The organism is Microbacterium sp. UNCCL10, from assembly GCF_000746195.1.
Taxonomy (GTDB): Bacteria; Actinomycetota; Actinomycetes; order Actinomycetales; family Microbacteriaceae; genus Microbacterium; species Microbacterium saccharophilum.
In genome coordinates, this window is the sequence record NZ_JQKT01000007.1 from 1333314 (window position 1) to 1357093 (window position 23780).

The following is a 23780-nucleotide window of genomic DNA, read 5'->3' on the forward strand; positions in this document are numbered from 1 at the left end:
GTGGAGTACGCGAGGGTCAGGACCGTGAGTCGGGGTTACATGAGGCCCATCCCGCCGCCTGCGAGCGCCCACCCGGCGATGAGGATGACCGGCGGCAGATGCAGCCAGGCGGTGAGCGCAGCGATCGCGGTCGCGCCGACCAGCTGCGCCGTGCCGATGAGCGAGATCCGGGTGCTGCCGATCCGGTCGCCGTAGCGGCCCTGTACGTCGGAGCCGGCCGCCCACAGGAGTGCGGCGACCGTGAGGGCGAGCCCGGCCCAGGTCGCGGAGAAGGCGTACTCGTCCATGAGCAGGTACGGGACGTAGATCTCCGCGCCGAACAATGCCCCCGCGATGAGGGCGCGCATCGCGACGACGCTCGGGAGCCCGCCGCGCAGACGCAGGGTCCCCGCCGGCACCAGCGGGCGGATGGCGACGGCGATGACGACGAGGGATGCCACGACCAGCACCGGGGCGAAGGCGCCGGCCTCCCCCGCGAGGCTCAGCGCGAGCGCGCCGATCGCGACGACGCTGGCCCAGCCGAGCCGCGCCGCCACCGGATCGGCGGCCGGGTGGTCGGTGCCGAGCGGGCGGTCGTGCAGGCGGGCCAGGACGAGCGCGAAGGCCACGACGGTGAGCCCCGCGACGCCCAGGAACACCCAGCGCCAGTGCAGGTACTCCGCGACGGCGCCGGCCAGGAACGGGCCCACGATCGAGGGCACCACCCAGGCGGCGGAGAAGGCCGCGAACACGCGGCCGTGCAAGGCGGCCGGATACACGCGCGCCACGACGACGTAGAGCGCGACGGTCTGCCCGCCGGTGCCGAGCCCCTGCAGGAGGCGCCCCGCGACGAGCACCTCCATGGTCGGTGCGGCGCCCGCGACGACGAGCCCGGCGACGAAGAGCACGACCGACGTGGTGAGCGGGAGGACGGGGCCGGCACGGTCGCACCACGCCCCGACGGCGACCATCCCGATGACGCTCGTCGCCAGCGTGCCGGAGAAGGCGACGGCGTACAGCGCCGCGCCGTCGAGGTCGGCACTGACGAGCGGCATGACGGTCGTGACGGCGAGGGACTGCGTAGCGGCGAGGAAGATCATCGCGACCGCGCCGATCGTCACCCACACGTAGCGCGGATGCCAGATGCCGCCGGCCGGGACGGTCCCGGGGTCTGTGCGCGCGTCGCTCACGTGCGGGCCAGCGCCCCGATCCGTCGCACCGCCTCCGTGAGCACCTCGGGCGCGCACCCGAAGTTCAGCCGGACGTGCCCGACGCCCTGCGGACCGAACAGCGGCCCGTGGTGCAGCGCGACCTTCGCGTCACGGAGGATACGGCGGGCCGGATCGTCGCCCCAGCCGTACGCGGAGACGTCGATCCAGGCCAGGTACCCGGCATCCGGTGTCCGGTAGCGGGCGCGCGGGAGATGCTCGGCGAGGAGGTCGGCCAGGAGACGGCGGTTGACGTCCAGGGCGGCCATCTGCGCATCGAGCCAGGCATCCGACTCGGGCGAGAAGGCCGCGACCCCGGCGAGGGCGCCGAAGAGCCCGGTGCGCCACTCGACCTCCGGCCAGAGCCCGTTGACGACGGCCGCCGTCCTCTCGGAGGCGCTGATCATGAGCGCGCACTTCAGGCCGGCGAGGTTGTACGCCTTCGAGGCGCTCGTGACGGCGTATCCGACCTCCGCGGCGGTCGCCGACGCCGCGAGGAAGGGCGTGAAGGTGCCGCCGGGATACACGAGCGGTGCGTGGATCTCGTCGCTGATGACGACGGCGCCGAACCTCTTCGCGAGGTCCGCGAGCGCGGCGAGGGTCTCGCGGGAGTGGACGGTGCCGGTCGGGTTGTGCGGGTTGCACAGCAGGACCGCGCGCGCGCCGCCGGCGAGGGCCGCCTCGATCCCCCGCAGGTCGAGCTCCCAGGCATCGCCGGTGTCCCGCAGCGGCACTTCTTCGACGACGCCCCCCGCCTCCGGGATGCACATCGAGAAGGGCGGGTAGACCGGCGGCGCGATGACGACCCGGTCGCCGGGCCGGATGGTGGCACGGAGCAGCTCGACGACGCCCATCATGACGTCGCCGGTCGAGCGGATCCGGGTCGGCTCCATCTCCCAGCCGTAGCGCCGGGCCGCGAACGCCGTGAACGCGCCTCGCAGACCGGGGTCCGGCGGCGTGTAGCCGGTGTCGCCGCGGGTCACGGCCTCCGTGAGGGTCCGCGCGATGGCCGGCGCGAGAGCGAAGTCGGTCTCCGCGACGAACATCGGGATGACGTCTCCCGGGTAGGACCGCCACTTCGTGCTCGACCGCTGACGCAGCTCGTCCAGGGGCAGGGCTTCGAGGGGGCTGACACTCACGCCCCGAGCCTACCGGCGCCCGTCAGATGGCGAAGCCGAGGGCGCGCATCATGTCGCGGCCGTCGTCGGTGATCCGTTCCGGGCCCCACGGCGGCATCCACACCCAGTTGATGCGGAACTGCGCGACGACCTCGTCCAGTGCCTGCGCCGTCTGCTCCTCGAGCACATCGGTCAGCGGGCAGCCGGCGGAGGTGAGCGTCATGTGGATGACGAGGGCGTCGTTCTCCTCATCCCAGGAGAGGTCGTAGATGAGGCCCAGGTCGACGACGTTGATCCCGAGCTCGGGGTCCATGACGTCCTTGAGCGCTTCGGTGACCTCGTCGTACTTCTCGGGGGTGAGGGTCGCGGTCATGAGGGGATCCTAGCTCTCGACCTCGACGGCGGGCTCGGCGACGGGGAGGTACCGGTCGTAGCCCTCGTCCTCGAGCCGGTCGGCCAGCTCCGGGCCGCCTTCCTCCGCGATCCGGCCGTTCACCATGACGTGCACGTAGTCGGGGGTGATGTAGCGGAGGATGCGGGTGTAGTGCGTGATGAGCAGGACGCCGAGGTCGGTGCTCTCCTTGGCGCGGTTCACACCCTCGGAGACGATCTTCAGCGCGTCCACGTCGAGCCCGGAGTCGGTCTCGTCGAGGATCGCGAGCGCGGGCTTGAGGAGCTCGAGCTGGAGGATCTCGTGGCGCTTCTTCTCCCCGCCGGAGAAGCCCTCGTTGACGTTGCGCTGCGCGAACTTCGGGTCCATCCGCAGATTCTTCATCGCACCCTTGACGTCCTTCGTCCACGTGCGGATGGCCGGGGCCTCGCCGTCGATCGCAGTCTTGGCGGTACGGAGGAAGTTGGTGACCGTGACACCGGGGATCTCGACGGGGTACTGCATCGCGAGGAAGAGCCCCGCGCGGGCGCGCTCGTCGACCGTCATCGCCAGCACGTCCTCACCGTCGAGGGTGATGGTGCCGGAGGTCACGGTGTACTTCGGGTGACCGGCGATCGTGTACGCCAGCGTCGACTTGCCGGAGCCGTTGGGGCCCATGATGGCATGGGTCTCACCGGTGCGCACCGTGAGGGTCACGCCGTTGAGGATCGGCGTCTCACCGGCATCCGTCTCGACCGTCACATGCAGGTCGCGGATCTCGAGAACAGACATTGCTGACTTCCTTCTTCAGTTCACAACTTTGGTCACGGCGGGGTCGATGAGCACGTCATCGCCGTCGATCGTGACCTCGTAGACGGGGACCGGCTCGTACGCCGGGAGGTTGAGGGGGCGTCCGGTTCGCAGCGAGAACGCGGAGCCGTGCGCCCAGCACTCCAGCGTGTCGCCCTCGACGAACCCGTCGGAGAGCGAGATGTCGCCGTGCGTGCACGTGTCGCCGATCGCGTGCACGTCGCCGTTGGAATCGAGCACGACGGCGATGGGCACGCCGTCGACCTCGACCCGCACAGGCGTGTCCTGCTGCAGGTCGCCCATGGTGAGCACCTTCTGCGCGGTCATGCGTCAACCTCCTGGGCGAGTTCCGCCTCGATGGCAGCGGTCAGCTCGTCCTCCAGCGCAGGGATGCCGAGCTTCTGGACGATCTCGGTCAGGAACCCGAGCACGACGAGACGGCGGGCCTCGTCCTCGGAGATGCCGCGCGCCTGCAGATAGAAGAGCTGCTCGTCGTCGAACCGGCCGGTCGCGCTCGCGTGCCCCGCACCGACGATGTCGCCGGTCTGGATCTCGAGGTTCGGGATGGAGTCCGCGCGTGCGCCGTCGGTGAGGACGAGGTTGCGGTTCGCCTCATAGGAGTCGGTGCCGGTGGCGTCGGGGCCGATGAGCACATCGCCGATCCAGACGCTGCGCGCGCCGGCGCCCTGCAGGGCGCCCTTGTACAGGACGTCGCCGACGGTGTGGCGGCCCTTGTGGTGGAGGTAGACCTGGCTCTCCAGGTGCTGGTCGGCATCGGCGAACGACAGGCCGTACAGCTTGCCGTGCGCGCCGTCGCCGGCGAGCTCCACGGAGGGGTTGATCCGCACGACGCCGCCGCCGAGGCTCACGACGGCGTGGGTCAGGGTCGCGTCGCGGTCGACGCGGGCCTGGTGCGCGCCGGCGTGCACGGCGTCGTCGTCCCAGCGCTGCAGGGAGATGACGGTGAGCGCCGAGCCCTCGCGGGCGATGATCTCGACGTTCTGGGCGTGCACGGCGGTGCCTTCGTGCCGGATCACGACGACGCCGCGGGCGTTCGCCTGCGCCTCGATCACGACGTGCGCGTGCGCGAGGCCGCCGGTGCCGGTGAGGCGGATGATGACGGGCTCGTCGAGCTCGACACCCGCCGGGATGCTGATGAGGGGCGCGGACTCCTCCTGCGCCCAGGCGATCGCGCTCGGCAGGTCCTCGGGGCGGAAGACCTCGCCGCGCGGCGCCTCGCCCACGCGCAGACGGCGCTGCTCGACGACCGCGGGGGCGGTGACGTCGACGCCGATGACGTCGTGCGGTCCCGCCTCGTCGACGAAGAGCTGCTGCAGACGCGCGACGGGCGTGTGCTTCCAGTTCACCTCACGGCCGGTCGGCGCGCCGAAATCGGCGGGCTCGAACGACCAGGGACGCTCCGAGCGGGTCTGGACGGGGACGAATGCCGCCGCAGGGTCGATGTGGCCCTCCGCGACGCGCGCGGGGGCCGGGGTCGCTGTCGTCATCAGCCGACGGATCCTTCCATGCCCATCTCGATGAGCTTGTTGAGTTCGAGGGCGTACTCCATCGGCAGTTCGCGCGCGATGGGCTCGATGAACCCGCGCACGATCATGGCCATGGCCTCGGCCTCCGGCATCCCCCGGCTCATGAGGTAGAACAGCTGCTCTTCGCTGACCTTCGAGACGGTGGCCTCGTGGCCGAGCTGCACGTCGTCGACGCGGATGTCGATCGACGGGTACGTGTCGGAGCGCGAGATCGAGTCGACCAGCAGCGCGTCGCAGCGGACGGTGTTGGCGGAGTGGTGCGCGTTGGCGTCGACGCGGACCTCGCCGCGGTAGCCTGCGCGGCCGCCGCCGCGGGCGATCGACTTGGAGACGATGGAGGACTGCGTGTACGGCGCCATGTGGATCATCTTCGCGCCGGCGTCCTGGTGCTGCCCGGGACCGGCGAAGGCGACCGAGAGGGTCTCGCCCTTGGCGTGCTCCCCCATCAGGAAGATCGACGGGTACTTCATCGTGACCTTCGAGCCGATGTTGCCGTCGACCCACTCCATCGTCGCGCCCTCGTGGGCGACGGCGCGCTTGGTGACGAGGTTATAGACGTTGTTCGACCAGTTCTGAATCGTCGTGTAGCGCACGCGGGCGTTCTTCTTCACGATGATCTCGACGACGGCGGAGTGCAGCGAGTCGGACTTGTAGATCGGGGCCGTGCACCCTTCGATGTAGTGCACGTAGGAACCCTCGTCGGCGATGATGAGCGTCCGCTCGAACTGGCCCATGTTCTCCGTGTTGATGCGGAAGTAGGCCTGCAGCGGGATCTCGACGTGCACGCCCGGCGGCACGTAGACGAACGACCCGCCCGACCACACGGCGGTGTTCAGCGCCGCGAACTTGTTGTCGCCGGCGGGGATGACGCTGCCGAAGTACTCCTCGAAGAACTCGGGGTGCTCGCGCAGGGCCGTGTCGGTGTCCATGAAGATGACGCCCTGGTCCTCCAGCTCCTTCTGGATCTGGTGGTAGACGACCTCGGACTCGTACTGGGCCGCGACACCGGAGACGAGGCGCGAACGCTCCGCCTCGGGGATGCCGAGCTTCTCGTACGTGTTCTTGATGTCGTCCGGGAGGTCCTCCCAGGACTGCGCCTGCTTCTCCGTGGAGCGCACGAAGTACTTGATGTTGTCGAAGTCGATCTCGGAGAGATCGGCGCCCCACGTCGGCATCGGCTTGCGGCCGAACAGCTGCAGGCCCTTCAGACGGGTCTTCAGCATCCACTCCGGCTCGGACTTCAGGGCCGAGATGTCGCGCACGACACCCTCGCTGAGACCGCGGCGGGCGCTGGACCCGGCGGCGTCGGCATCGTGCCAGCCGAATTCGTACACCCCCAGGCCTGCGAGCTCCGGACGGTCGATGAGCACATCCGACATCGTTTACCTCCTCTAGGCCGCAACGGTGTCAACCGTCCCGGCATTCCCTGTCCCTCGTGGAGTTCCGCGGGTGGGATGCCGCTTGCAGGGCCGCTCTTGTGGCGCTGACGACGCGCCTAGACTTGGGGTGGACCCGGCACGCCGCGCGCGCCGTCGTCACAACCCCTCAAGTCTACAGGCAACGTCTGCCCGCGGCGTGGCCGCTCCGTGGACGCAGGGGCGACACACAGGAGGACCCGCGCATGACCCTCGCGCAGACCGCACCCCGCTCGGCCCACCGCCCGGACCGGGTCGGCCGACCGCTGCGGATCCTGGCGTGGGCGTCCTTCGTCGCCGAGGTCGTCATCATCGGCACCGGCGGCGCCGTGCGCCTGACCGGGTCGGGGCTGGGCTGCACGGAATGGCCGCTCTGCACGCCGGACTCGCTCGTCCCGCTGCAGGCCCAGGGCATCCACGGGCTCATCGAGTTCGGCAACCGTCTGATGACCGGCGTCGTGGGGATCATCGCCCTGGCCGTGCTGCTGCTCACGATCGCGGCCTTCGCGGGGCGGCGCCTCGTGACCCGCGCGCTGTGGTTCGCCGCGGGCGGCATCGTGCTGGGCGTCGGCGCCTACGTCGTGGCGAACCCGGTGGGCCTCGGGGCGTTCGGGTTCTCGAGCGCGCTGCTGCTCGCAGTCCTCGCCGCCATGGTCGACTCGGTGCGGCGAACGGAGCGCCGCCGCGACCTCCTCGTGCTGGCGTGGATCGTCCTGGCGGGCGTCATGGCGCAGGCCGTCGTCGGGGGCCTCGCCGTCGTCAGCGACCTCAACGCGTTCGTCGTGGGCTTCCACTACACCGCGTCGCTGCTGCTCGTCTGTGTGACCGCCGCGTATCTGGTGCGTCTCGCCGCCGTCCCCGGGCCCCGCGAGCGGGCCGTGCCGTCCTGGTTCGCGATCCTCGCCCACGTCACGACGCTCGCCCTCGCCGCGACGATCTTCTTCGGCGTGCTGACCACGAGCAACGGGCCGCATTCGGGTGACGAGGATGTCATCCGCAACGGCTTCGACGCGACGTTCCTCGCGCACGTGCACGCCTGGCCGGGCTACATCCTGGCGGCGCTCGTGGCCGTTCTGACCGTCGTCGCGTGGGCGCGACGCCTGCCCGTGCGGCGCTGGCTGCTCGTCCTCGTCGCCGCCGTCGCCGTGCAGATCGTCGTCGGCGTGTGGCAGGCCCGGGAGGGGCTGCCCGAGCTCCTCGTCGGCATCCACATGGTGCTCGCCTCCCTGTCGGCGGCGGCGATGACCGTCGTCATCCTGAATCTGAAGGCGCCGATCGGCGTCCTCTCCGCGCCGTCGACCGACGACGCGTCCACAGTCGTTTCATAGGCGACGCATCGGCCCCGCACGGACGGGACCGCAAGAGTATCCGGATGCCGTTCCGCCGGCCGCGGACGCATTGCGCCGCCGCACGGCCACCCCAACCATCAAGGAGAACCACATGAACCCCCGCCCCCGTCTGACCCGCAGCATCCCGTTCTGGCTACTCGTGGCCGGATCGCTCGCCTCGGTGGGCGTCGGCTCGTACGTCCTGACGACCAACATCGGCACCATGGTCACGACCCTCACCGACGGCACCGCGACCGGTGTCGAGGTCTACGCCGGACAGGTGTGGGGCGTTCTCGGCGCCATCCTCATCGGCGTCGGCCTCATCGGCCTGGCCCTGGCCCTGACGCTCGGCGCACTGCGCGCCTTCGCCCCGGCCCCCACCGTCGAGGTCATCGAGGCCGCCGCGTGGGACGAGCCCGTCGAGGCGACCTCTCCCGTCGCGCCCGTCGCCGAGGCGCCGGCCGAGACCGTCGTCGCGCCGGCTCCCGCCGCGGACACCGAGGTCGCGGAGACCCCCGTCACCCGCTGACGTCCCCGCGTCAGCGTCGCACCGCGCCGCATCCCGGACCCAGGCCCAGCCTCGGGTCCCCGGATGCGGCGCGGTGCTGTCTTGACGGCTTCGCGCCGCGGCGTCCCGCCGGCCCGCGGCGTGGCGCTCACCCGCCGCGTGGCGCTCACCCGTCGCGCGCGCTCGCGCCGCGCTCCCCCGCCGCCGCGCACCCGCATTGCGCTCCCCGCATTGCGCTCCCCGCCGCCGTGCTCAACCGCGCCGCCTCTTCGCCCACCCGCGCCGAATGGCGGGTGCTCGCACCCCGCACCCGCACTTCGACGCGAGTGAACACGGGCGCCGAAGGCGGCGCCGCTCGCGCCTGCCCGCCCCACGCCCATCGCGCTGCGCTCCCCGCCGCCGCGTTCGACCGCGCTGAAGTGTGGGTGTCGCGGCATCCGACCCGCCATTCAGCGCGGACGAACGGCCACCCCGGCACTCACCCGCGCCGAATCGCGGGTGCTCGCACCCCGCACCCGCACTTCGGCGCGACTGAACCTGGGCAGCGAACGCGAGCCACTCAGGTCCCGGGTCCGGCGCGGGTCACATCAGGTCGCGGCAGCACGGCAACGGCCGCGCCAGGGTGCCCGGCGCTAGAAGGGCAGCAGCGGGTCGACCGCGATCGCGACGAACACGAGGGTGAGGTAGGTGATCGACGCGTGGAAGACCCGCATGGCGGTGGTGTCGGCACCGCGCACGGCGCGGTTGTAGAGCACGTGAGCCTCGTAGATGAACCAGGCGCCGAAGACGACCGCCGTCACCGAGTAGACGAGGCCCATGCCGGCCACCGGGATGAGCAGCAGCGAGGATGCCACGGTCGCCCACGCGTACAGGATGACCTGGAGCCCCACCTGCGAGCCGTTGCGCGTCGCGCCGAGCATGGGCACGTCGACCTCGGCGTAGTCGCCCTTGTACTTCATCGACAGCGGCCAGTAGTGCGGCGGCGTCCACAGGAAGACCAGCAGGAAGAGGATGAGGGCCGCCCAGCTGAGCGAGCCGGTCACGGCCGACCAGCCGATGACGACCGGGAAGCAGCCCGCGATGCCGCCCCACACGATGTTCTGCTCGGTGCGGCGCTTCAGCAGGATCGTGTAGATCACGACGTAGAAGAAGATCGCGAACGCGCTGAGCGCCGCCGCGAGCCAGTTCGTCGTCACGAGCAGCCAGACCGTGGATGCCACGGCGAGCGTCCAGGAGAAGATGAGCGCGCCGCGCGGAGTGACCTCCCCCGTGACCAGCGGCCGGTTCACGGTACGGTGCATGTGCGCGTCGATGTCGCGATCGAGGTACATGTTGAACGACGCGGCCGAGCCGGCGCTCATCGAGCCGCCGATGACGGTCGCGAGGACCAGCCACAGGTCAGGCAGTCCGCCGGCCGCGAGGATCATGACCGGAACCGTCGTGACGAGCAGCAGCTCGAGGACCCGCGGCTTCGTCAGCGCGACGTACGCGCGGACGGTACGGCCCAGGGACTGGCGTGTCGAGGCGTGCTCGACCTCGCGCGTCGTCGTGATGTCCATCGCCCCCGCCGCTGTTGATCGGTCCTGTCCAGTCTATGGCATCCGCTCCGGAGGGATCGGCGTCACGCGACGCCATCCATGACCCGTCGCGCATACCGACTCGTTATGCTGAGGGGCATCTGCGCGCCCGCGCCGGTCCCCTCCTCCTGAGGCCGCGATCCGGCCCGCATCGGGCGCACATCCCCAGACGAAAGGCGACCGAGTGTCAGAGCTGCAGTGGGACGAGATCGATCGACGCGCGGTGGACACCGCCCGGATCCTCGCGGCGGACGCCGTGGAGAAGGTGGGCAACGGTCACCCGGGCACCGCGATGAGCCTCGCTCCCGCGGCCTACCTGCTGTACCAGCGGGTGCTGCGCCACGACCCGACCGACACCGACTGGCTCGGCCGCGACCGCTTCATCCTCTCCGCGGGACACTCCTCCCTGACGCAGTACGTGCAGCTCTACCTGGGCGGGTTCGGTCTCGAGCTCGACGACCTGAAGTCCCTGCGCACGTGGGGCTCGAAGACGCCCGGCCACCCGGAGTACGGCCACACGGCCGGCGTCGAGATCACGACCGGCCCGCTCGGCCAGGGCCTCGCCTCCGCCGTCGGCTTCGCGTACGCGGCCCGCTACGAGCGCGGCTTGTTCGACCCGGAGGCGGAGGCCGGTGAGAGCCCGTTCGACCACTTCGTGTACGTCATCGCGGGTGACGGAGACCTGCAGGAGGGCATCACGAGCGAGGCCTCGAGCCTCGCCGGCCACCAGCAGCTCGGCAACCTCATCGCGCTGTACGACTCCAACCAGATCTCCATCGAGGACGACACCAACGTCGCCTTCACCGAGGACGTCGCGGCGCGCTACGAGGCCTACGGCTGGCACGTGCAGACGGTGGACTGGAAGAAGACCGGCGAGTACGTCGAGGATGTCGCGGAGCTCCACGCCGCGATCCAGGCGGCGCAGGGCGAGACCGCGAAGCCGTCGCTCATCATCCTGAAGACGATCATCGGCTGGCCCTCCCCCGGCAAGCAGAACACCGGCAAGATCCACGGCTCCGCCCTCGGCGGCGACGAGCTCGCCGCGACCAAGAAGGTCCTGGGCTTCGACCCCGAGCAGACCTTCGTCGTCGCGGACGACGTCCTGGAGCGCACGCGCGGGCTCGCCGACCGCGACGCCGAGGCCCGCGCCGCGTGGCAGAAGTCCTTCGACGCCTGGGCTGCGGCGAACCCCGAGCGCAAGGCCCTCCTCGACCGCGTCCAGGCCCACGAGCTCCCCGCCGACATCGACGGCGCCCTGCCGTCGTTCGAGGCCGGCAAGGACGTGTCGACGCGCGCCGCGAGCGGTCTGGTCATCAACGCCCTCGCCGAGCAGCTCCCCGAGCTGTGGGGCGGCTCAGCCGACCTCGCCGAGTCGAACCTCACCACGATCAAGTCCGGCAAGAGCTTCATCCCGGCCGAGTGGTCCACGCACGAGTGGTCCGGCGACCCGTACGGCCGCGTCCTGCACTTCGGCATCCGCGAGCACGCCATGGGCGCCATCGTCAACGGCATCGTGCTCCACGGTCCGACGCGCGCGTTCGGCGGCACGTTCCTGATCTTCAGCGACTACATGCGCCCCGCCGTGCGACTGGCAGCGCTCATGGACGTCCCGTCGATCTTCGTCTGGACGCACGACTCCGTCGCGCTCGGCGAGGACGGCCCCACCCACCAGCCCATCGAGCAGCTCGCGACCCTGCGCCTCATCCCGAACTTCACGGTGGTCCGCCCGGCCGACGCGAACGAGACGGCGGCGGCGTGGCTCGAGATCCTCCGCCGGCACGGGCGCCCGACCGGCATCGCGCTCACGCGCCAGAACATCCCGGTCTTCGCCCGCGGCGAGGGCGACGCGGACGGCGACACGTTCGCCTCCACCGCCGGAGTCGCCCGCGGCGCGTACATCCTCGCCGAAGCCCCCGGCGGCACGCCGGATGTCATCCTCATCGCCACCGGCTCCGAGGTGCAGCTGGCCGTCGAGGCGCGGGAGACCCTCCGCGCCGAGGGCGTCAACGCCCGCGTCGTGTCGGCTCCGTCGCTCGAGTGGTTCGCGGAGCAGGACGCCGCCTACCGCGAGAAGGTGCTCCCGGCATCCGTCACGGCACGCGTCTCCGTCGAAGCCGGGGCCACGGGCCTCTGGCGCGGCGTCGTCGGCGACCGCGGCGTGTCCGTGGGAATCGACCACTTCGGCGCATCCGCCGACTACAAGACCCTGTTCGAGAAGTTCGGCGTCACCGCCGACGCGGTCGTCGAGGCCGCACGCGCCACTGTCAAGGAGAACTCATGAGCACCCCCACCAAGGCACTGTCCGACGCCGGCGTCAGCATCTGGCTCGACGACCTGTCCCGCGCGCGCATCGAGTCGGGGAACCTCGCCGAGCTCATCGCGACACGGGATGTCGTCGGCGTGACGACGAACCCGACGATCTTCCAGGGCGCGATCGGCAACACCGCCGACCACTCGTACGACGAGCGCATCGCCGCCCTGTCGGCGCGCGGGGCCGACGTCGATGAGGCGATCTTCGAACTGACCACGGAGGACGTGCGCGACGCCGCCGACCTGTTCCGCCCGGTGTACGACGCCACGGCGGGCGTCGACGGTCGCGTGTCGATCGAGGTCTCCCCCGACCTCGCGCACGACACCGACGCGACCGTCGCCGAGGCGAAGAAGCTGTGGGCGAAGGTCGACCGCCCGAACACGCTCATCAAGATCCCCGCGACGAAGGCCGGCCTTCCGGCCATCACGGCGGTCCTCGCCGAAGGCATCTCCGTCAACGTCACGCTGATCTTCAGCCTCGAGCGCTACGCCGCCGTCATCGACGCGTACCTGGCCGGCATCGAGCAGGCGCAGGCGAACGGCCACGACGTGTCCGGCATCCACTCGGTCGCCTCCTTCTTCGTGTCGCGCGTCGACACCGAGATCGACAAGCGCCTGACGGCGATCGGCACCGAGGACGCGCTGGCCCTGAAGAGCAAGGCCGGTGTGGCGAACGCCCGCCTCGCGTACGAGCTGTTCGAGCAGAAGTTCGCCGACGCCCGCGCGACCGCGCTGACGGATGCCGGTGCGAACGTGCAGCGGCCGCTGTGGGCCTCGACGGGCGTCAAGGACCCGAACCTGCCCGACACCCTCTACGTGACCGAGCTCGTCGCGCCCGGCACCGTCAACACCATGCCGGAGAAGACGCTCGAGGCGACCTTCGACCACGGCGTCGTCACGGGTGACACGGTCACCGGGAACTACGCCGACGCGCACGCCGTCTTCGACGGCCTCGCCGCGGTCGGCATCGACCTCGTCGACGCCACCCAGCTGCTCGAGGACGAGGGCGTCGAGAAGTTCATCGCCTCGTGGCACGACCTGCAGGGCACCGTCACGGCTGCGCTGCAGTCGGCGCCCGAGGGCGCACGTTGAGCTTCGAGATCCACGTCTCCGGCCACGTCAAGGACGTCGTCGATCAGACTCTGCCGGGGCTCGTCGCGAGCCTCGTGGCAAGCGGCATCACCGCCGGCGACGCGGACCTGTGGGGTCCCGCCGCCGCCGAGGAGGCCGGACGCCGGCTCGGGTGGGTGGAGGCCGTCTCGGTGTCCCGTCCGCTCGTGGCGGAGATCGCCGCGCTGCGCGCGGAGCTCGTCGCCCAGGGCCTCACGCGGATCGTCCTCGCGGGCATGGGCGGCTCCTCGCTCGCGCCCGAGGTGATCGCCGCGACCGCCGGCGTGCCCCTCGTGATCCTCGACTCCACGGCCCCCGGACAGGTCCTCGCGGCCCTCGACGGCGACGCCGAGAGCGGCGGCCTCGACAGGACGGTCCTCGTGGTCGCGTCGAAGTCCGGCTCCACCGTCGAGACCGACTCCGCCAAGCGGGCGTTCGAGGCCGCCTGGAGCGACCTCGGCATCGACCCCGCGGAGCGGATCATCGTCGTGACCGACCCGGGCTCGCCGCTCGATGAGGCGTCCCAGGCCGCCGGGTATCGCGTGTTCCACGCCGACCCCGCCGTCGGCGGGCGCTACTCGGCGCTCACCGCGTTCGGCCTCGTCCCGGCCGGTCTCGCCGGCGTCGACATCGCCGAACTCCTCGACGAGGCCGAGGCGACGCTCCTCGAGGTCGCCATCGACGACCCGAAGAACCCTGCTCTCGTGCTCGCCGCCGCGATCGCCGGCGGCGCGCCGCGCCGCGACAAGATGGGGCTCGTCAGCGACGGCACCCACATCGTGGGGCTTCCGGACTGGATCGAGCAGCTCGTCGCGGAGTCGACGGGCAAGATGCGCACCGGCATCCTCCCGGTCGTCCTGCTGCCGGTCTCCCCCGAGGTCGAGCAGACGCCCGCGGACCTGCAGATCGTCCGCCTCGTCGACGACGCGCAGCACTTCCAGATCCTCGAGCAGCACCCCGACGAGGTGCTCGTCAGCGGATCCCTCGGCGCCCAGTTCGTCGTGTGGGAGTACGCCACGGCGATCGCGGGTCGCGTGCTCGGCATCAACCCGTTCGACCAGCCCGACGTCGAGTCCGCCAAGACCGCGACGCGCGGGATGCTGGAGGCCGCACCCGCCCCGGGCGCACCGGCGTTCACGGAGAACGGCGTCGAGGTGCGGGTCACCGACCCTGCCCTCGCCGCCTCCGGCACCCTCGCCGGGGTCCTCGACGCGCTGTGGCGCGCCGTGCCCGCCGACGGGTACGTCGCCGTCCAGGCGTACGTCGACCGCGTCGCCGTGCCGCAGCTGTCCGGCTTCCGCGAGCTCGTCGCCGCCGATTCCGGTCGTCCGACGACGTTCGGCTGGGGTCCCCGCTTCCTGCACTCCACCGGTCAGTACCACAAGGGCGGTCCGGCGCACGGCGTGTTCCTGCAGATCCTCGAATCGACTGACGTCGACCTGGAGATCCCGGGACGCCCGTTCACGTTCGGGCAGCTCATCCGCGCGCAGGCCGCGGGCGACGCCGAAGTGCTCGCCGCACACGGGCGCCCCGTCGTCACCCTCACCCTCACCGACCCGCAGGCCGACGTCCTGACGCTCTTCGAAGCGGCACAGTAGGAGTTCCCCCAGATGACTGTCGAGATCTCGCGCGGGCGCAATCCGCTGCGCGACACCGGTGACCGCCGCCTGAACCGCATCGCCGGTCCGAGCGCGCTGGTCATCTTCGGCGTGACGGGTGACCTGTCGCGCAAGAAGCTCATGCCCGCCGTCTACGATCTCGCCAACCGCGGGCTCCTGCCTCCCGGTTTCGCGCTGGTCGGCTTCGCGCGCCGCGACTGGGAGGACCAGGACTTCGCGAAGGTCGTGTACGACGCGGTCCGCCAGAACGCCCGCACGCCGTTCCGCGAGGAGACGTGGGGGCAGCTGCTGCAGGGCATCCGCTTCGTCTCCGGCGAGTTCGGCGACCCGGACGCGTTCCGGCGCCTGCGGGAGACCGTGGAGCGACTCGACGTGGAACGCGGCACGATGGGCAACCACGCCTACTACCTGTCGATCCCGCCGAAGGACTTCCCCATCGTCGCGAAGCAGCTGAAGGACTCCGGGCTGGTCGACGACACGGCCGACGACGGCGAGAGCTGGCGGCGCGTCGTCATCGAGAAGCCGTTCGGCAGCGACCTGCAGTCGGCGCGTGAACTCAACGACGCCCTCGAGGTGGCCTTCCCCTCCGACTCGATCTTCCGCATCGACCACTACCTCGGCAAGGAGACGGTCCAGAACATCCTGGCCCTGCGCTTCGCGAACGAGCTGTACGAGCCGATCTGGAACGGCAACTACGTCGACCACGTGCAGATCACGATGGCCGAGGACATCGGCGTCGGCGGACGCGCCGGCTACTACGACGGCATCGGCGCGGCGCGCGACGTCATCCAGAACCACCTCCTGCAGCTCCTCGCCCTCACGGCCATGGAGGAGCCCATCTCCCTGGACGCGAAGGACCTGCGCGCCGAGAAGGAGAAGGTCCTCGCCGCCGTGCGGCTGCCCGAGGACCTGTCCACCGCGACCGCGCGCGGTCAGTACGCCGGTGGGTGGCAGGGCGGCGAGCGGGTCACCGGGTTCCTCGCCGAGGACGGCATGGACACCGACTCGCACACCGAGACCTACGCGGCCGTGAAGCTCGAGATCGCGACGCGTCGCTGGTCGGGCGTGCCGTTCTACCTGCGCACCGGGAAGCGCCTGGGCCGTCGCGTCACGGAGATCGCCGTCGTCTTCAAACGCACCCCGCAGCATCTCTTCCTGCGCAGCCAGACCCTCGAGCTCGGCCAGAACGCCCTTGTGATCCGCATCCAGCCGGATGAGGGCGTCACGATCCGGTTCGGCTCCAAGGTCCCCGGCGCTGCGACCGAGGTGCGCGACGTCACGATGGACTTCGGGTACGGTCACGCGTTCACCGAATCGAGCCCGGAGGCGTACGAGCGTCTCATCCTCGATGTCCTGCTGGGCGACCCGCCGCTGTTCCCGCGGCACGAGGAGGTCGAGCTGTCCTGGAAGATCCTCGATCCTGTGGAGGAGTACTGGGCGGCGCAGGGCGGTCCGCTCGAGCAGTACTCCCCCGGCTCGTGGGGTCCCGCATCCGCCGATGAACTTCTGGCCCGCGACGGCCGCGTCTGGAGGCGCCCGTGATCGTCGATCTGCCCGACACCACCGTGTCGAAGATCGCCCGCTCCCTCGTCAACGTGCGGGAGGAGGGCGGCGCCGTCGCGCTCGGCCGCGTGCTGACGCTCGTCATCGTGACGACCCACGGCCTGCAGGAGGATGCCATCGAGGCGGCCAACGACGCCTCCCGCGAGCACCCCATGCGCGTCATCGTGCTGATGTGCGACCCGGAGGGCGAGGCGAAGCTCGACGCCCAGATCCGCGTGGGCGGCGACGCCGGCGCGAGCGAGGTCATCGTGCTCCGCGCCAAGGGCGAGGCCGCGAGCAACGAGGAGAGCCTCGTCACCGGCCTTCTCCTGCCCGACGCCCCCGTCGTGGCGTGGTGGCCGGACGAGCCACCGGCCCGGCCCGCGCAGTCGCCGGTCGGGCGGATGGCGCAGCGCCGCATCACGGATGCCGCCACGAAGCCGTACGCGAAGGACCGCCTGTCCCGCCTCGGCCCCTCCTACGCGCCCGGCGACACCGACCTCGCGTGGACCCGTCTCACGCACTGGCGCGAGCAGCTGGCCGCCGTCCTCGACCAGCCGCCGTACGACCCCGTGACCGATGTCGAGGTCGTCGGCGCGGGCAGCTCCCCGTCGACGGGGCTGCTGGCCGCCTGGCTGCGCCTCAAGCTCGACGTCGACGTCACATGGCGGTACGCACGCAGCGACGTCTGGGACCACGGCATCAAGAGCGTGCGTCTCGTGCGGGCCTCGGGCGACGTCGTCCTCGAGCGCAGCAACGACATCGACGCGACGCTGACGCAGCCCGGCCAGCCCTCGCACGACATCGTCCTGCCCCGCCGGACGCTGCGCGAATGCCTCGCCGAGGAGCTCCGCCGCCTCGATCCCGACGTCCTGTATGGTCGGGTGATCACCGAGGGCTGGGAGCTTTTGGGACCCCCCACGATCTAGGAGTCAGATGGCCGAGTTCTGGACCGAGAAGCGGGTCGTGATCAGCCCGGATGCCGATTCCCTGGCATCCTCCGTCGCGGCACGCTTCCTCGATCGCGTCGCGAAGCGCACGGCGGACGGCAAGCGCATGCACGTCGCGCTGACCGGCGGCGCCATCGGCACGCACGTGCTCGAGGCGATCGGAACCCACCCCGGGCGCACCGCGATCGACTGGTCCGGGGTGCACTTCTGGTGGGGCGACGAGCGTTTCGTGCCGCGGGCGAGCCCCGATCGCAACGAGGCGATGGGCCGGCGCGTGCTGCTGGACGCCCTCGACGTGCCCGCGCCGAACGTGCACGCGATGGCGGCATCCGACGACGGACTCGACCTCGAGGGCGCCGCGGACGTGTACGCCGCCGAACTCGCGGCGTTCGGGACTGCGGAGCGCGCCTGGCCGTCCTTCGACATCTGCTTCCTGGGGGTCGGACCCGACGCCCACATCGCGTCGCTGTTCCCCGACCGTGGCGAGATCCAGGTCACCGACCGCGCGGTCGTCGCGGTGCGCGACTCCCCCGCCCCGCCGGCGGAGCGCATCACCCTGACGCGCCCCGTGATCAACGCCTCCAAGCGGGTGTGGATGGTGCTGTCCGGGCCCGACAAGGCCTCGGCGCTGGGCCTGGCCCTGGCCGGCGCGAGCTACGCGAGCGTTCCGGCCGCGGGAGCCAAGGGGCGCAAGCGGACGATCCTGTTCGTCGACGAGGCCGCCGCCGCACAGGTCCCGGCCGAACTCATCGACCAGGAGTACTGAGCCTCAGCTCAGCTGAGCTCAGCTCAGCTCTGGCCGCGCCGCTCGCGGAGCTGCTGCAGCGCGTCCTCGAGGAGCGCGTCGGCCTCTTCGTCGGTGCGGCGCTCCTTCACGTAGGCGAGGTGCGTCTTGTACGGCTCCGCCTTGGCGAGCGCCGGCGGGTTCTCCTTGTCGCGACCGGCGGGAAGCCCGGAGTGCGGGGAGTCGATCGTCTCGGGGATCTCCTCCGCGGCGATGCCGGCGGCGAAGTAGCGCACGGTCTCGTTGCCGAGCGCATCCCAGTACGACACGGCGACGCGGTCGGCGTGGTGGCCGTGATCCTGCTCGCCCATCGGACCGGCACCGACACGGGTGCCGCGGATTGCATTTCCTCCGGTTGCCATCAGATCCCCTGGAACTTGGTGATGAGGCCGAGCGCGACGATCGAGACGAACCAGACCAGCGCGAGCACGACGGTGAAACGGTTGAGGTTGCGTTCGGCGAGACCCGAGGAGCCCAGCGCGGAGCTCATGCCGCCGCCGAACATGTCGGACAGGCCGCCGCCGCGCCCCTTGTGAAGAAGGATCAGGAAGGTCAGCAGGAGGCTGGTGATGCCCAGCAGCACCTGCAGCACGAACTCGAGGGTCTGCACAGTCGTTGAAGCCTTTCGCGGCGATCACGTCCGATCGCACAAGGGTCGAGTATACCGGCTGGGGCGGCGCGGCCCGGTGTCCCGGGCCGCGCCGCTCACATCAGACGCCGACGTGCTTCTGGAAGCGGATGATCGCGGCGAACTCGTCGGCGAGGAGGCTGGCTCCCCCGACGAGCGCGCCGTCGACATCCGGCTCCCGCATGAAGCTCGCGATGTTGCCGGACTTGACCGAGCCGCCGTACAGGACGCGGGTCCGCTCGGCGGCCTCGGCGCCGAGCGCGGCGCCGATGACCTGCCGAAGCTTGGCGCACACGTCCTGGGCCTGCTCGGGCGTGGCCGCCTGTCCGGAGCCGATGGCCCACACGGGCTCGTAGGCCACGACGATGTCGGCATCCGCCGGGACGCCGACGAGGGCCTTCTCGAGCTGTCCGACCGGGACAGCCGACGCACCGAACTCCTCGAGGTCGGCCGCGGTCTCGCCGACGCAGATGACCGGGACCAGGCCGTGCTTCAGCGCGGCCTGCACCTTCGCCGCGACGACCTCGTCGGTCTCGTTGTGGTACTCGCGCCGCTCCGAGTGACCGATGATGACGTAGGTGCAGTCGAGCTTCTTCAGGAACGCACCGGAGACCTCGCCCGTGTAGGCGCCGGAGTCCTTCGTCGACAGGTCCTGCCCGCCGAGGGCGAACGGGATCTTGTCGGCGTCGAGGAGCGTCTGCACGGTCCGGATGTCGGTGAACGGCGGGAAGACCGCCACCTCCACCGAGCCGTCCTCGTGCTTGGCCTCCTTGAGGGTCCAATGCAGCTTCTGGACGAACGCGACCGCCTGCAGGTGGTCGAGGTTCATCTTCCAGTTGCCCGCGATGAGCGGGACTCTGCTCACTGCCATCCGAGGATCTCCAATCCGGGCAGCTTCTTGCCCTCGAGGAATTCGAGGCTCGCGCCACCGCCGGTCGAGATGTGCCCGAACCGGTCGTCGGGGAACCCGAGCTGACGGACGGCGGCCGCCGAGTCGCCGCCGCCGACGACGGACAGGCCGTCGACATCGGTCAGCGCCTGTGCGACGGCCTTCGTGCCCGCGGCGAACGCCGGCATCTCGAACACGCCCATGGGGCCGTTCCAGAAGACCGTCTTGGCGCCGCGGATCGCGTCCGCGAAGAGCTCCGCCGTCCGGGGGCCGATGTCCAGGCCCATGCCGTCGGCGCCGAACGCGGTGTCCTCCAGCGCGTCCGCGGCGGCCACCACATGGTCGGCGTCCGCGGCGAACCCGGATGCCATGACGGCATCCACGGGGAGGACGATCTCGACGCCGCGCTCCTGCGCCGTGGCGAGGTAGCCCTTCACGGTGTCGAGCTGGTCCTGCTCGAGCAGGCTCTTGCCGACCTTGTGGCCCTGTGCGGCGAGGAAGGTGAACATCATCCCACCACCGACGAGGACCTTGTCCACGCGCGGCAGGAGGTGCTCGATGACGCCCAGCTTGTCGCTGACCTTCGAACCGCCCAGCACGACGGCGTACGGCCGCTCCGGCTTCTCGGTGAGGCGGTCGAGCACGTCGACCTCCTTCTCGATGAGGAAGCCGGCCGCGGACGGCAGCAGCTCGGCGAGGTCGTAGACCGACGCCTGCTTGCGGTGCACGACCCCGAACCCGTCGGAGACGAGGGCGTCGCCGAGTTCGGCGAGCTGCTGCGCGAAGGCGCCGCGCTCGGCGTCGTCCTTCGCGGTCTCCCCCGCGTTGAAGCGGAGGTTCTCGATGACGGCGATCTCGCCGTCCTCCAGGGCGGCGACGGCATCCTTGGCAGAGGGGCCGACGGTGTCGCGCGCGAAGGCGACCGGCTTGCCGAGCAGCTCGGACAGTCGCTGGGCGACCGGCTCGAGGCTGTACTTGGCGTCCGGCGCGCCGTCCGGGCGACCCAGGTGCGAGCAGGCGATGACCCGCGCGCCCTGGTTGATGAGGTGGTTCAGCGTGGGCAGAGCCGCCCGCACGCGGCCATCGTCCGTGATGACGCCGTCCTTCAGGGGGACGTTGAAGTCGACACGGACGATGACGCGCTTGCCGGCAAGCGAACCCAGTGAATCGAGGGTGCGCAGAGCCATGGTCGTCAGAGCTTGCTGGCGACGAGCTCGGTGAGGTCGACGAGGCGGTTGGAGTAACCCCACTCGTTGTCGTACCAGCCGACGACCTTGACCTGGTTGCCCATGACGCGGGTCAGCCCGGCGTCGAAGATGCAGGAGTGGTCGTCGGTGACGATGTCGCTGGAGACGATCTCGTCCTCGGTGTACTTCAGGATGCCCTTGAGGGGACCCTCGGCGGCAGCCTTGTACGCGGCCTTGATCTCGTCGACCGTGACCTCGCGCGACAGCTCGACCGTGAGGTCGGTGGCGGAGCCGGTGGGCACCGGCACGCGCAGGGCGAAGCCGTCCAGCTTGCCCTTCAGCTCGGGCAGGACGAGGCCGATGGCCTTGGCCGCACCGGTCGAGGTGGGGACGATGTTGAGGGCGGCGGCGCGGGCGCGACGCAGGTCGCTGTGCGGGCCGTCCTGCAGGTTCTGGTCGGCCGTGTAGGCGTGGACCGTCGTCATGAGACCGCGCTCGATGCCGAAGTTGTCGTTGAGGACCTTGGCGAGCGGCGCGAGGCAGTTCGTCGTGCACGACGCGTTGGAGATGATGTGGTGCGTCTCCGGGTCGTAGTCGCCCTCGTTGGCGCCGATGACGAAGGTCGCGTCCTCGCCCTTGGCCGGAGCCGAGATGAGGACCTTCTTCGCACCGCCGGCGAGGTGCTTCTTGGCGTCCTCGGCATTGGTGAAGCGGCCGGTGGACTCGATGACGATGTCGACACCGAGCTCGCCCCAGGGGAGGTTCGCGGGGTCGCGCTCCTCGAAGACCTTGATCGTCTTGTCGCCCACGGTGATGGAGTCGCCCGTGTAGGTGACGTCCTGGTCGAGGCGGCCGAGGATGGAGTCGTACTTGAGCAGGTGCGCAAGCGTCTTGTTGTCGGTGAGGTCGTTCACCGCCACGATTTCGAGGTCCGCACCCTGCGCGAGAGCCGCCCGAAGGAAGTTGCGTCCGATTCGGCCGAAGCCGTTGATTCCGATCTTGACAGTCACGGAAGTTCTCCTGATTTTGTCGTGCGCTCATGCGCGGTTGTTGCGGTTTCAATCAATGGACAACGGCGTCCAGGCGGGCCCCCCGCAGGGGCGGCCTCCATGATCATGACAGTACCAGGAGGCCCTCGGTCTTCTGGCGGGCCGTGTCAAAGCGGGTCTGCACGTTGGCCCAGTCGGCGATGTTCCAGAACGCCTTCACGTAGTCGGCGCGGACGTTCTTGTAGTCGAGGTAGTACGCGTGCTCCCAGACGTCCAGGAGAAGCAGCGGGACGGTGCCGGCGGCGAACTGCGACTGCTGGTCGAAGAACTGCTGGATGATGAGGTTCTGGCCGATGGAGTCCCAGAAGAGCCCCGCCCAGCCGGAGCCCTGCACGCCGAGGGCGGCCGCGGTGAAGTGCGCCTGGAACTTGTCGAACGAGCCGAAGTGGTCGGTGATGGCGGCCTCGAGCTCGCCGGTCGGCTTGTCGCCGCCGTTGGGCGAGAGGTTCGTCCAGAAGATCGAGTGGTTGGTGTGGCCGCCGAGGTTGAACGCGAGGTCCTTCTCGAGCTTGTTCACGTATGCGAAGTCGCCCTTGTCGCGCGCTTCGGCGAGCTGGTCCAGCGCCGTGTTCGCGCCGGTGACGTACGCCTGGTGGTGCTTGGAGTGGTGCAGCTCCATGATGGTGCCGCTGATGCTGGGCTCGAGCGCCGCGTAGTCGTAGGTGAGTTCGGGGAGGGTGTACTTCGCCATGATCTCTTCTTCCTATCGGCGCCGCGACGGATCGCGGCGGGGGACGTTGTCATCCTATTGACTGGCAACGTCGCGGGCATCGGGTTGCTTCCCCCGCTGACGGGGTGTAACGCGACGGGGCGGACGGCAGCCCGGCGCGGGGCGTCAGTCCTCGAAGCCGGCGGGGACGGCGGACTCGGTGTCCGGGATGCCGTCGACGGCGGCCTTCTTGTCGGCCATCGCGAGGAGACGGCGGATGCGGCCGGCCACGGCGTCCTTCGTCAGCGGCGGGTCGGCGTGGTGGCCGAGCTCGTCGAGGCTCGCGTCGCGGTGCGCGAGGCGCAGCTCGCCGGCCTGCTTGAGGTGATCGGGGACCTCGTCCGCGAGGATCTCCAGCGCCCGCTCCACGCGCGCGCAGGCGGCGACGGCGGCCTGCGCGGAGCGGCGCAGGTTGGCGTCGTCGAAGTTGACGAGGCGGTTGACGCCCGCGCGCACTTCGCGCCGCTGACGCAGCTCCTCCCAGGACGCCGCGGTGCGGGCGGCGCCCATCGCGGAGAGGGCGAGGCGGATGGCCTCCCCGTCTCGGACGACGACGCGCGGGACGCCGCGCACTTCGCGGGCCTTCGCGGCGATGCCGAGGCGATGGGCGGCTCCGACGAGGGCCATCGCGGCCTCGCCGGACGGGCAGGAGATCTCCAGGGCGGCGCTGCGTCCGGGCTCGGACAGCGATCCGGCCGCGAGGAACGCGCCGCGCCACACGGCGGCGAGGTCGGGGCGTGCGCCCGTCGTGAGCTTGTTGGGGAGGCCGCGCACGGGACGCCGGCGCTGGTCGAGGAGGCCGGTCTGGCGCGCGAGGGTCTCCCCGCCTTCGATGACGCGGACGGCGAAGTGCCCGCCGGCGCGTCCGCCGGACGCCTGCACGCGGTGCAGCTCGGGGCGGACCCCGTAAATCTCCATGAGGTCGCGCGCCACCCGGCGGGCCAGCGGTTCGGTCTCGACCTCCGCCTCGACGGCGACGCGTCCGGCGATGGAGTGCAGTCCGCCGGAGAAGCGCAGGAGCGCCGTCAGTTCGGCGACCCGGGCCGTGGGTCGAGCGTCGCGAACGGCTGCGAGCTCGCTCTTCACGTCAGCGGTCAACGGCACGGCGATCCTTCGCTTCGGGGGTTCGGGGACGAAGGTCCA

At 70.7% G+C, this 23780-nt stretch carries 23 protein-coding genes; 8 read left to right on the forward strand and 15 right to left on the reverse strand.

Annotated features, from left to right (window positions below; genetic code table 11):
- Positions 1–35: 35 nt before the first annotated feature.
- The 7 genes from BR85_RS06605 to sufB are packed head-to-tail and all read right to left on the reverse strand — an operon-like array spanning position 36 to position 6411.
- The gene (locus tag BR85_RS06605) at positions 36–1169 is read right to left on the reverse strand and encodes an MFS transporter (RefSeq protein WP_231478583.1); all 1134 of its coding nucleotides are present in this window, start codon (positions 1167–1169) and stop codon (positions 36–38) included.
- Complete coding sequence (locus BR85_RS06610; RefSeq protein ID WP_028495819.1) at positions 1166–2326, reverse strand: MalY/PatB family protein; 1161 nt, start codon at positions 2324–2326, stop codon at positions 1166–1168. The genes BR85_RS06605 and BR85_RS06610 overlap by 4 nt, the downstream gene beginning before the upstream one ends.
- 22 nt (positions 2327–2348) lie before the next feature.
- A complete protein-coding gene (locus tag BR85_RS06615; RefSeq protein WP_028495820.1) occupies positions 2349–2678 on the reverse strand; it encodes a metal-sulfur cluster assembly factor in 330 nt (109 codons plus the stop codon).
- A 9-nt stretch (positions 2679–2687) separates the two neighbouring features.
- Positions 2688–3467 carry a Fe-S cluster assembly ATPase SufC gene (sufC, locus tag BR85_RS06620; RefSeq protein ID WP_028495821.1) on the reverse strand — a complete coding sequence of 260 codons (780 nt, stop codon included), beginning with the start codon at positions 3465–3467 and terminating at the stop codon, positions 2688–2690.
- 15 nt (positions 3468–3482) lie between these two features.
- A complete protein-coding gene (locus tag BR85_RS06625) occupies positions 3483–3812 on the reverse strand; it encodes a non-heme iron oxygenase ferredoxin subunit (RefSeq protein ID WP_028495822.1) in 330 nt (109 codons plus the stop codon).
- Complete coding sequence (gene sufD / locus BR85_RS06630) at positions 3809–4993, reverse strand: Fe-S cluster assembly protein SufD (RefSeq protein ID WP_028495823.1); 1185 nt, start codon at positions 4991–4993, stop codon at positions 3809–3811. The genes BR85_RS06625 and sufD overlap by 4 nt, the downstream gene beginning before the upstream one ends.
- Positions 4993–6411, reverse strand: coding sequence for a Fe-S cluster assembly protein SufB (gene sufB / locus BR85_RS06635; protein ID WP_028495824.1), 1419 nt, complete (start codon positions 6409–6411; stop codon positions 4993–4995). Before sufB ends, sufD begins: the two co-directional genes overlap by 1 nt.
- Positions 6412–6653: 242 nt before the next feature.
- On the opposite strand from sufB, the gene BR85_RS06640 reads away from it, so the two are divergent.
- Positions 6654–7775, forward strand: coding sequence for a COX15/CtaA family protein (locus BR85_RS06640; RefSeq protein ID WP_028495825.1), 1122 nt, complete (start codon positions 6654–6656; stop codon positions 7773–7775).
- Between the two features lie 112 nt (positions 7776–7887).
- On the forward strand, positions 7888–8304 hold the full coding sequence (locus tag BR85_RS15660) for a hypothetical protein (RefSeq protein WP_028495826.1): 417 nt from the start codon (positions 7888–7890) through the stop codon (positions 8302–8304).
- A gap of 611 nt (positions 8305–8915) precedes the next feature.
- On the opposite strand, the gene BR85_RS06650 is transcribed toward BR85_RS15660, so the two are convergent.
- Positions 8916–9842, reverse strand: a complete 927-nt coding sequence (locus BR85_RS06650; RefSeq protein ID WP_028495827.1) for a heme o synthase — start codon at positions 9840–9842, stop codon at positions 8916–8918.
- Positions 9843–10044: 202 nt separating this feature from the next.
- On the opposite strand from BR85_RS06650, the gene tkt reads away from it, so the two are divergent.
- Genes tkt through pgl form a run of 6 tightly spaced genes read left to right on the forward strand, consistent with a single transcriptional unit; the run spans position 10045 to position 18157 of the window.
- Entirely contained in the window at positions 10045–12141 is a 2097-nt protein-coding gene (gene tkt / locus BR85_RS06655; RefSeq protein ID WP_028495828.1) for a transketolase, read from the forward strand.
- Entirely contained in the window at positions 12138–13262 is a 1125-nt protein-coding gene (gene tal, locus BR85_RS06660) for a transaldolase (RefSeq protein ID WP_028495829.1), read from the forward strand. The genes tkt and tal overlap by 4 nt, the downstream gene beginning before the upstream one ends.
- Positions 13259–14878 carry a glucose-6-phosphate isomerase gene (locus tag BR85_RS06665; protein WP_028495830.1) on the forward strand — a complete coding sequence of 540 codons (1620 nt, stop codon included), beginning with the start codon at positions 13259–13261 and terminating at the stop codon, positions 14876–14878. Before tal ends, BR85_RS06665 begins: the two co-directional genes overlap by 4 nt.
- A gap of 12 nt (positions 14879–14890) precedes the next feature.
- Positions 14891–16441, forward strand: a complete 1551-nt coding sequence (zwf, locus tag BR85_RS06670; RefSeq protein ID WP_028495831.1) for a glucose-6-phosphate dehydrogenase — start codon at positions 14891–14893, stop codon at positions 16439–16441.
- A complete protein-coding gene (locus tag BR85_RS06675; RefSeq protein ID WP_028495832.1) occupies positions 16438–17370 on the forward strand; it encodes a glucose-6-phosphate dehydrogenase assembly protein OpcA in 933 nt (310 codons plus the stop codon). The genes zwf and BR85_RS06675 overlap by 4 nt, the downstream gene beginning before the upstream one ends.
- A 7-nt stretch (positions 17371–17377) precedes the next feature.
- Entirely contained in the window at positions 17378–18157 is a 780-nt protein-coding gene (gene pgl, locus BR85_RS06680; protein WP_028495833.1) for a 6-phosphogluconolactonase, read from the forward strand.
- Between the two features lie 23 nt (positions 18158–18180).
- On the opposite strand, the gene BR85_RS06685 is transcribed toward pgl, so the two are convergent.
- From BR85_RS06685 to whiA, 7 genes are all read right to left on the reverse strand, one after another.
- Complete coding sequence (locus BR85_RS06685) at positions 18181–18537, reverse strand: RNA polymerase-binding protein RbpA (RefSeq protein WP_028495834.1); 357 nt, start codon at positions 18535–18537, stop codon at positions 18181–18183.
- Positions 18537–18785: a preprotein translocase subunit SecG gene (gene secG / locus BR85_RS06690; RefSeq protein WP_028495835.1), complete on the reverse strand. Its 249-nt coding sequence runs from the start codon at positions 18783–18785 to the stop codon at positions 18537–18539. The genes BR85_RS06685 and secG overlap by 1 nt, the downstream gene beginning before the upstream one ends.
- A 100-nt stretch (positions 18786–18885) precedes the next feature.
- Entirely contained in the window at positions 18886–19674 is a 789-nt protein-coding gene (gene tpiA / locus BR85_RS06695) for a triose-phosphate isomerase (protein ID WP_028495836.1), read from the reverse strand.
- The gene (locus BR85_RS06700; protein WP_028495837.1) at positions 19665–20879 is read right to left on the reverse strand and encodes a phosphoglycerate kinase; all 1215 of its coding nucleotides are present in this window, start codon (positions 20877–20879) and stop codon (positions 19665–19667) included. Before BR85_RS06700 ends, tpiA begins: the two co-directional genes overlap by 10 nt.
- Before the next feature lie 5 nt (positions 20880–20884).
- Positions 20885–21889 (reverse strand): type I glyceraldehyde-3-phosphate dehydrogenase, encoded by a 1005-nt coding sequence (gene gap / locus BR85_RS06705; protein ID WP_028495838.1) that lies wholly within the window; start codon positions 21887–21889, stop codon positions 20885–20887.
- Between the two features lie 103 nt (positions 21890–21992).
- Positions 21993–22619: a superoxide dismutase gene (locus BR85_RS06710; RefSeq protein ID WP_028495839.1), complete on the reverse strand. Its 627-nt coding sequence runs from the start codon at positions 22617–22619 to the stop codon at positions 21993–21995.
- A 144-nt stretch (positions 22620–22763) separates the two neighbouring features.
- A complete protein-coding gene (gene whiA / locus BR85_RS06715; protein WP_028495840.1) occupies positions 22764–23741 on the reverse strand; it encodes a DNA-binding protein WhiA in 978 nt (325 codons plus the stop codon).
- Positions 23742–23780 lie beyond the last annotated feature (39 nt).